Here is an 8,913-nt window from a genome sequence, read left to right as displayed (position 1 = left end):
CTATCGCAACCTTACACCAGCAGCGTGCGCGTCTCTTCGGACGGCATAGACCGAGTCGGTCTCGAACTCGACAAGCCTTGAAGGAGCATCGCGTTAGCTTTCGCGCCGATGCCACGTGCGGTCGAATCGACGTCAATGAAGTCAATAGGTTACGCGGTGCAGAAATCAGGTGCATAAAGGTCCGCTCTCCCGCCCAGAGGAGGCGTCCGGAGCGGCCGCCTGGTAGGTCCGCTTCACGTCGGGACCGGTCCGTCTGTGGGAACGGAGTGTCAGATTTTGACAACTGGGAACGCCCCGCGGCGGGCGAACAGAGCGCCGTCCCGCGCGAATCGCAGTCCCGGTCGGGTGGCGCTTTGCCGGCGGCGCCGCACAACCGCCGCACGACCGCCTCGTCTCGTCGGCCTCACGAGCGCAACGCGCCCATGTGCGGAAATGCGAGACCTGCCGAAATAAAGGCGCGATGGGGCGCTTCCTTAACCGAGGCGCGCGCACGGGAACCTAACAAGGGCGCGCCGGATTAGGGAAGAACGATTCTCAATTTCGGCGCGGGGGTATCTTGAACAACGGCGCGATCCGGATGCACGGGCCTTCGTTCGAAGCGGGCGGAATCCGCTTCCGTCTATGGGCGCCCGGCCAGGAGCGCGTGAACCTCGCCCTGGCGGACCGCGTCGTCCCGATGGAGCGGCGAGCGGACGGCTTCTTCGAGGCCTTCGCCGACGGCGTGGGGGCGGGGGCGCTCTATCGCTTCGTCCTGGACAACGGGACGCGCGTTCCCGATCCGGCCTCGCGGTTCCAGCCGCAGGACGTGCATGGGCCGAGCGAGACCATCGATCCCCACGCCTATGAATGGACCGAGACCTGGTCTGGCGTCGCGTGGGAGGACGTTGTCCTCTACGAAATGCATCTCGGCGCGTTCACGCGCGCGGGCACGTTCGACGGCGCCGCCGAGATGCTCGATTATCTCGCCAAAGTCGGCGTAACCGCGGTCGAATTGATGCCGGTCGCGGATTTCAGCGGGAAGCGCGGGTGGGGATACGACGGTGTCTACCCTTACGCCCCCGACGCGAGCTACGGGCGGCCGGAGCGCTTCAAGGCCTTCGTCGAGACCGCGCACGCGCACGGGATCGCCGTCCTGCTCGACGTCGTCTACAACCACTTCGGCCCGGACGGGAACTATCTGCCGCTCTACGCCCCCGACTTCTTCACCCGCCGGCATAAGACCCCCTGGGGCGACGCGATCAACTTCGACGGTCCGACCGCGCGTCCGGTGCGCGACTTCGTCATCGAGAACGCCGAATACTGGCTCGACGAGTTCCATCTCGACGGGCTGCGGCTCGACGCCGTCCACGCCATCAAGGACGACTCTTGGCCCGATATCAACGACGAGCTCGCCGAACGCGTCCGGTCGCGCTTCAAGCGGCCGATCCACCTGCTGCTCGAGAACGAGAACAACGAGCCCGGCCGGCTCATTCGGCAAGATGGCAAACCGCTTCACTATACGGCGCAGTGGAACGACGACGTCCATCATGTCCTTCACGTCGCCGCGACGCGACAGACGACTGGCTATTACGAGGATTACGGCGAGACGCGCCATTTGGGGCGGGCTCTGGCCGAAGGCTTCGCCTATCAGGGCGAGTCGTCGCGCCATCGAGGCGGGCCGCGAGGCGGTCCGAGCGCGGCCCTGCCGCCGTCCGCCTTCGTCGCCTTCATCCAGAACCACGACCAGATCGGCAATCGCGCCTTCGGCGAGCGTTTGAGCGTGCTGGCGTCGCCGCCGGTCGTGCGCGCGCTCGCAAGCGTCTATCTCCTGCTGCCGCAGATCCCGATGCTGTTCATGGGAGAGGAATGGGGCGCGACGGAGCCGTTCCTGTTCTTTTGCGACTTCACCGGGGAGCTGGCGGCGGCCGTGCGCGACGGACGGCGCAGGGAGTTCGAGCGCTTCCCTGAATTCGCCATCCCCGAGAGCGTCGCAAGGATTCCCGATCCGCTCGCCGAGGAGACCTTCCTCGCCTCGAAGCTCGACTGGAGCAAGCTCGACCCCGAGCGTCTTGCGTGCTATCGCGAAGCGCTCGCGGCGAGGCGCAAGTATGTGAGGCCGCTGATGTCTGATATCGAACGCGGCGGCGCGGCGGTCGCGATCGGCGAGCAGGCTGTCCGCTTGTCCTGGGCCGCGGGCGTGCGGCGCCTCGTTCTCGACGCCAATCTCAGCGACAGCCAACTGGCGTTTCCCCCGGCGCCGGGCCTCGTGTTCTGGCGGTGCGGAGACGTCGACGACTGGGGCGCGCTTGGTCCCTGGAGCGTGCGGTGGAGCATCGAGTCGCCATGACCGCGCCCCGCGCGACCTATCGGCTGCAGATGCGCAAGAGCTTCGGCTTCGCCGATGCGGGAAGGATCGCGCCCTATCTCGCGCGGCTGGGGATCAGCCATCTCTATCTGTCGCCCGTGTTCAAGGCGCGGCCGGACAGCGCGCACGGCTACGACATCACTGACCATTCGCAGCTCAATCCGGAGCTTGGGACCGAAGCCGATTACGCCGCGATGATCGAAGCCTTTCGGCGCGAGGGCCTCGGGGTCATCCTCGATATCGTCCCCAATCACATGGGCGTCGGCGGCGCCGACAATCCGTTGTGGCTCGACGTCCTCGAATGGGGCGCGCAGTCGCATTGCGCCGGATGGTTCGACATCGACTGGTCGATGCACGTCGGCCCGAACGGCGGCAAGCTGCTGGCGCCGGTGCTCGGAGAGCAGTACGGCGAGGCTTTGCGGTCAGGCAAGCTCGCGCTCAAGTTCGACGCGGACGCCGGGACCTTCTCCGTCTGGGCCTACGACACGCACAAGCTGCCGATCTCTCCGCTGACCTATCCGATGATCCTCGGACGTGAGCGCGAGCTCCTGGATCGGATGGGCGACCGTTTCCAAGACTTGCCCAACTGGCGCCCGCAGATCGCGGAGCGCGCGCTCGACCTCAAGGCGGAACTCGCGGGGCTTGCGCGCGACGACCCTTCGTTCCGGAACGCCGTCGAGGCGAGGGTCGAATTGTTCAACCACGATTGGCGCGAGCTCTACCGTCTGATCGCGGCGCAGTTCTGGCGCGTCGCCTTCTTCCGCGTCGCGGAGGATGAAATCAATTACCGGCGCTTCTTCAACATCAACGACCTCGCGGGCCTGCGCATGGAGCTCGGGCCGGTCTTCTTCCATGCCCACGCGCGCGTCTTCGCCATGCTCGCCGCCGGGGAAATCGACGGACTGAGGATCGATCACATCGACGGGCTTTTCGATCCGAAGGTCTATCTCGCCGCGCTTCGCGAGCATGCGGCGCGGCCCTTCTACCTCGTGGTCGAGAAGATTCTCGCGACGCACGAATCCTTGCGCGCCGACTGGCTGGTGGCAGGCTCGACCGGATATGACTTTCTCAATCTGGCGCTCGGCGTCCTGATCGATCCGTCCGGCGAGGCAGCGCTCGACGAAACCTATCGGACGTTCGCAGGCGTCCTGCAGAATTTCGGCGCCGTCGCGACTGCGAGCAAGCTCAGGATCATGGACAACGAGATGGCGAGCGAACTCGGCGCGCTCGCCCGCGCGGCCGCGCGCCTCGCCGATCAGAGCGCGATGACCGCGGATCTCACCCGCATGATTCTCCAGCGCGCGATCCGGCAGATCGTCGCCAATTTCCCGGTCTATCGCACCTACGTCGACCTTGCGGGCGCCGTCGACGACGCGGACCGGCGCGCCCTCGGCTGGGCGTTCGCGCGTGGGCGGCGAAGCGATCCGGACCTCGATCCCTCGGCTTTCGATTTTCTCGAGGCCGCGATGAGGGCGGATGCCGAAGCGTTGCGCGCGAAGGAGCTGAGCCGGACCGCCGCGGTGCGCTTCGCCATGCGGGTGCAGCAGTTTTGCGGTCCCGTCATGGCCAAGGGCGTCGAGGACACCGCCTTCTATCGCTACAACCGGTTCGCTGCCTTGAACGAGGTCGGAGGGGCGCCCGAGCGGTTCGGCGTTTCGCCCTCGCAGTTTCATAAGGCTGTCGCCCAGCGCGCCGAACATTGGCCGTACGCGATGCTGGCGACCGCGACGCACGATACGAAGCGCGGCGAGGACGCGCGCGCGAGACTCGCGGTGCTCTCGGAGCGTCCCGAGGAATGGCGACGGCAGGTCGTTTCCTGGAGCCGGCTCCTGCGGGCGCGCGCCGGCGACGTGGAAGGGCTCGCGCCGCCGGACCGCAACGACGAGTACCTTTTCTATCAGATGCTCGTCGGATCCTGGCCGATGGACATGATGGAGAGCCCAACCGCGGATGCGCTCGCCGCCTTCGCCGAGCGCATCCGCGTCGCCCTGGAGAAGTCGATCCGCGAGGCCAAGCTGCGCACGAGCTGGGCGGCGCCGTACGCCGAGTACGAGCAGGCGACGCTGTCCTTCGCCACCGAGGCGCTGCGCCCCGACGGACCGGGGTTCCTGACGGCCTTCTTGCCGTTCGTCGCAGACGTCGCGCGGCTCGGAGTCCGGAACAGCCTGGTCCAGACTGTCCTGAAGCTGACGGCGCCGGGCGTTCCCGACACCTATCAGGGAACCGAGTTCTGGGACTTCAGTCTCGTCGACCCGGACAATCGGCGCGCCGTCGACTATTCGACGCGGGAGGCTGAACTCGAGACGCTTCGGCCTCGCCTCGCCGCTCCCGAGAAGCGCGCGGACCTCTTCGCATCCCTCATGGACTCCTGGCGCGACGGGCGAGTGAAGCTGGCCGCGGTCGCGCTCCTGCTGGCGCTTCGGCGCGAGCGTCCCGCGCTCTTCGCCGAGGGCGGCTACAAGCCGATCGGGATCGCCGGAGGGGAGGCGGACTGGGCCCTTGGTTTCATGCGCGAGCGCGGCGCGGAGCGGCTGGCGGTCGTGGTCGCGCGCTACCCGGCGAAGCGCGAGGCCAAGCCGGCGTGGGATGCGACCCTCGATCTGCCGGAAGGCCGATGGTTCGATCAGATTCGCGGCCGCGCGATCAACTCCCGTGCGCCGATCCACGAATGGCTCGGCGCCCTGCCGGTCGCCGTCCTGACGGAAGCCTGAGCCGGCCGCAGCTACGGCCGGCGAGGCCGCGCCTTCCTCTTCCGTGGCGCCGCGCGCTCGAACAGCAGCATCGAACGGCCGGTGACTTCATAGACGGTCCCGAACCGGAAGACCTGCCCGGGAAGGTCGGGATCGTTGGTGTCCATCAGGCGATTCCAGCCGGACGATTCGGGGGAACGGGGCAGGGTGAACTTCACCACGTCGTGATGGGCGTTGAACACGGCGAGCACGGTCACGTCGACGCCGGGCTTCCTGATTCCGCTGACCTGCGCGCGCCCGTCGAGCAGCATGCCGAAGCAGCGCGTGAGCCCGTTGTCCCATGTCTCCGGCTTCATCTCCGAGCCGTTGGCGTCGATCCACGTGACGTCGCGGACCTTGATGTCGGGGTTCACCTCGCCGGTGAAGAAGCGCGAGCGCCGGAGCACCGGATAGAGATGGAAGAGCGCCGTCAGCCGGCGAAAGAATGTGACGAGGCCCTTCTGATCGTCGTCGAGGTCCCAGTCGACCCAGCTGATTGCGTTGTCCTGGCAATAGGCGTTGTTGTTGCCGTTCTGGGTGCGGCCGAACTCGTCGCCGGCGCACACCATCGGCGTGCCCTGCGAGAGCATGAGCGTGGCCATCATGTTGCGCATCTGGCGCAGCCGTAGCGCGCGGACCCCCGCATCCTCGGTCGGTCCCTCGGCGCCGCAGTTCCAGGAGCGGTTGTCCGAGTGACCGTCGCGGTTGTTCTCGCCGTTCTCCTCGTTGTGCTTGTCGTTGTAGGAGACGAGGTCGCGAAGCGTGAACCCGTCGTGGGCGGTGATGAAATTGACGCTCGCCCAGGGCTTGCGGCCGCGGAAGTTGAACTTGTCCGGCGAGGCGCAGAGCCGCGGCGCGAGCGCCTTTGCCGGAGCCTCTCCGCGCCAGAAGTCGCGCACCGTATCGCGGAAAGAGTCGTTCCACTCGGCCCAGCCTGGCGGAAAGCCGCCGACCTGATAGCCGCCGGGACCGCAATCCCATGGCTCGGCGATGAGCTTCACCTCGGAGAGCAGGGGGTCCTGTCCGACCGCCTTCAAGAATCCGCTCTCCGTCTTGAAGCCCTCGGGCTCGCGCGCGAGGATCGTGCCGAGGTCGAAGCGGAACCCGTCGACCCGCGTCTCGCTCACCCAGTAGCGCAGGGAGTCGCAGACCAGCTGGATCACCCGGGGATGGCTGAGGTTCAGCGTGTTCCCGGTGCCGGTGTCGTTGATGTAATAGCGCGGCTGGTCCGGCAAAAGCCGATAGTAGGAGACGTTGTCGATCCCCTTGAACGAGAGGGTCGGCCCGCGTTCGTTGCCCTCGGCGGTGTGGTTGTAGACGACGTCGAGGATCACCTCGAACCCGCCGTCGTGCAGGCGCGCGATCATCTCCTTGAACTCGCGCAGCGAGTTCGGCACGTCGGCGGCGTAGCGCGGATCGGGCGCGAAAAAGCCGATCGAATTGTATCCCCAGTAGTTGCGGAGACCCTTGTCGAGCAGATGACTGTCGTCGACGAAGGTGTGGACCGGCAGAAGCTCGACCGTCGTTACGCCAAGCGACTTGATGTAGTCGACGACGGGCTTCGAGCCGAGACCGGCGTAGAAGCCTTGGACCCTTTCGTCGACGAGCGGGTGGAGCTTGGTGAAGCCCTTCACGTGCATCTCGTAGACGATCGTCTGGTCCCACGGGACGTTGCGGCGACGGTATTCGCCATGCCAATCGAAGTTCGGGTCGACGACGACCGACTTCGGCACGTAGGGCGCGCTGTCGCGCTCGTCGAAGGTGAGGTCGTCCCCGTCCGCGCCGATCGTATAGCCGAAGACGGCGGGGTCCCAGGCGAGCTTGCCGGCGTGGGCGCGCGCGTAGGGGTCGAGGAGGAGCTTGTTCGGGTTGAAGCGGCGCCCGACCTCCGGCTCGTAGGGCCCGTGGACGCGGAAGCCGTAGAAGGTTCCGGGCCCGATGCCGTCGATATGACCGTGGAACACCTCGTCCGTGTACTCGGGAAGCTCGAAGCGGTCGATCTCCCGCCCGTTAGGCTCATCGAAGATGCAGACGTCGACGCGCGTCGCCTGGGCTGAGAAGACGGCGAAATTCGCGCCGGTCGCGTCGGCCGTGGCGCCGAGAGGATAAGGCCTGCCTTCCGTGATCCGCATGAAGCCCCCGTCGCCCTGCCGAGCCAGCGTAAGGCTATAACGCAATCGCGGCGCGGCGGTTCCATTTCCGGTCGGTAAATCGGGGCCAAATTGCTCGCGGATTGCGTCCGTAGTATGGGAGCGCACTCGGAGGCCCGGCGCGCGAGCGTCATGGGAGGCTCGGCGCGGAACGCTTTCGCCGATGTCCACCAGGCCCATCAGCCCGCTGAGTCATGGCATGACGGAGGGTATCAGGCACCGGTTCGCCAAAGACGCGGAAGAGTGGACTGCGTTCGGAACTTGAGACTGTCCGGCCAGTCGTCAACCATTCAGTAAGGCTTCGGTGCGCTGGCGCAACGTCCTGACCAACGCGTCCGCACCCCCGCCGCCGGCGAGGATCGAGGCGAATTCGTCGCGACGAGTCGCCAAGTCGCTAACTGTTCCATTGAAATAGACATCGATCACCCGCCCGCCGCGGACGAGATAGTTGATCGTGACGTTCCGGCCTCCTCCCTGGATCAGCTTCGTTTTAACGACTTCGCCGCCGCCGCGCGCTTCCGCGGTCGTCTGCGGCTCAACGACAAAGCTCTCGCCGGAATAGTCTCTCACGAGGCTCGCGTAGTCCGCGACGAGGAAACGAGAAAAGGCCTCGCGAACTGCGGCCTGCTGCGAAGGCGAGAAGGTGCTCCAAGCCGGACCCGCTGCGTACCGCGTCATCGCCGAGAGATCGAATGCCGAGTTGATCGCAGGCCCGAAGCGCCGGTCGCGTTCGCTCACGCTGAGGCGGTCAGCCTGTTGAAGAGTGGGCAAAAGTTGCTGGTAATAGGCTTCGATGCGCCTTGCAGCCGGCGAGAACCCTTGAGCCAGCGAGGCCATCGGCCCAAAAAAGAGGAGGGCCGTCAACGCTGCGATCAGGGCCGCTGACAGGCTCGGTTTCAAAGCGTTCATTATGGATGTCCCACCTTCCTAGACGGACCCTGACGGGCCAAGTGCACGCTTTAGAGCCTATTTCGGGAATCGAGTCGAGACCGGCTCCGATCGCGGCGGGAAGGCTTGAGACACGACGAGACTGCGGCGGCAGCGGCGGCATCGATCGCTCTTGAGCGCCCCTACCCATGCGACGCCTCGCGAGCCCACTATCGTTGGGCTCGCTCCAAAGGTTCGGAAGTTGGCGCACGTTGGTTTCGGAGCTGAGGCGCGCTCAATTGCCCCGACTAAAAGCGGAATTTTAGGCCGCCGGTCATTGGAGCGTCGGGGGACTCGCGGCCCGCCGTAATGGAAAAGCCGCCTTGAGGATCGGCGGGAAGGGGTCTCTCCGGCAGCGTAAAATCCGTGCTTTTCAATTTGCCCGCACCGACCGGGGGCGCGTAAGGATTCGAGAAAGCAATGTGGCCTGGGCTCGCAGCCTTCGACGCGTCAGGTTTGACGATCTTCGCTTTTGTCCGGTGCGGCTGGACCGAGTTCTGCGGCACGACCGACACCTCCTCCGCCGACGCTTGCGTCAAGGCGAAAAGGCATGCCAATCCTGAAACGGTCGGCCAGCTTCTCATATCCACATACATCCCGTGGATGAGTTAGCGTTTAATTTACCAAATTGCGCTTCGTCGCGCAAATCTATTTCTTACGGTGGGTGCGATTGAACGAAGCCGACTGCGTCGGCGGAGCGGCGTCAAAATTGTCGTTGATGTGAGACGGCTACGCAAGCAGACCAACCTCGTCCGCGTCGTGG

The 8,913-nt window shown here is 65.7% G+C and carries 5 protein-coding genes; 2 read left to right on the top strand and 3 right to left on the bottom strand.

Annotation, left to right across the window (positions count from 1 at the left end; all coding sequences use genetic code 11):
• Positions 1 to 577 precede the first annotated feature (577 nt).
• The gene (treZ, locus tag ACLP25_RS13860) at positions 578 to 2,326 is read left to right on the top strand and encodes a malto-oligosyltrehalose trehalohydrolase (RefSeq protein WP_442469769.1); all 1,749 of its coding nucleotides are present in this window, start codon (positions 578 to 580) and stop codon (positions 2,324 to 2,326) included.
• On the top strand, positions 2,323 to 5,055 hold the full coding sequence (treY, locus tag ACLP25_RS13855; protein ID WP_442469768.1) for a malto-oligosyltrehalose synthase: 2,733 nt from the start codon (positions 2,323 to 2,325) through the stop codon (positions 5,053 to 5,055). Before treZ ends, treY begins: the two co-directional genes overlap by 4 nt.
• Positions 5,056 to 5,066: 11 nt before the next feature.
• On the opposite strand, the gene glgX is transcribed toward treY, so the two are convergent.
• From glgX to ACLP25_RS13840, 3 genes are all read right to left on the bottom strand, one after another.
• Positions 5,067 to 7,205: a glycogen debranching protein GlgX gene (glgX, locus tag ACLP25_RS13850; protein WP_442469770.1), complete on the bottom strand. Its 2,139-nt coding sequence runs from the start codon at positions 7,203 to 7,205 to the stop codon at positions 5,067 to 5,069.
• A gap of 300 nt (positions 7,206 to 7,505) precedes the next feature.
• A complete protein-coding gene (locus ACLP25_RS13845) occupies positions 7,506 to 8,132 on the bottom strand; it encodes an ABC transporter substrate-binding protein (protein ID WP_442469767.1) in 627 nt (208 codons plus the stop codon).
• A 266-nt stretch (positions 8,133 to 8,398) separates the two neighbouring features.
• On the bottom strand, positions 8,399 to 8,734 hold the full coding sequence (locus ACLP25_RS13840; protein ID WP_442469766.1) for a hypothetical protein: 336 nt from the start codon (positions 8,732 to 8,734) through the stop codon (positions 8,399 to 8,401).
• Between the last annotated feature and the right edge of the window lie 179 nt (positions 8,735 to 8,913).

The sequence above is a fragment of the Roseiarcus sp. genome, from assembly GCF_052145395.1.
Classification (GTDB): Bacteria; Pseudomonadota; Alphaproteobacteria; order Rhizobiales; family Beijerinckiaceae; genus Roseiarcus.
This window is presented reverse-complemented; position numbering and strand designations above follow the sequence as displayed.

Coding starts and splice junctions, on each gene's coding strand:
- treZ (WP_442469769.1), top strand. CDS start 578: ATGCACGGGCCTTCGTTCGAAGCGGGCGGAATCCGCTTCCGTCTATGG.
- treY (WP_442469768.1), top strand. CDS start 2,323: ATGACCGCGCCCCGCGCGACCTATCGGCTGCAGATGCGCAAGAGCTTC.
- glgX (WP_442469770.1), bottom strand. CDS start 7,205: ATGCGGATCACGGAAGGCAGGCCTTATCCTCTCGGCGCCACGGCCGAC.
- ACLP25_RS13845 (WP_442469767.1), bottom strand. CDS start 8,132: ATGAACGCTTTGAAACCGAGCCTGTCAGCGGCCCTGATCGCAGCGTTG.
- ACLP25_RS13840 (WP_442469766.1), bottom strand. CDS start 8,734: ATGAGAAGCTGGCCGACCGTTTCAGGATTGGCATGCCTTTTCGCCTTG.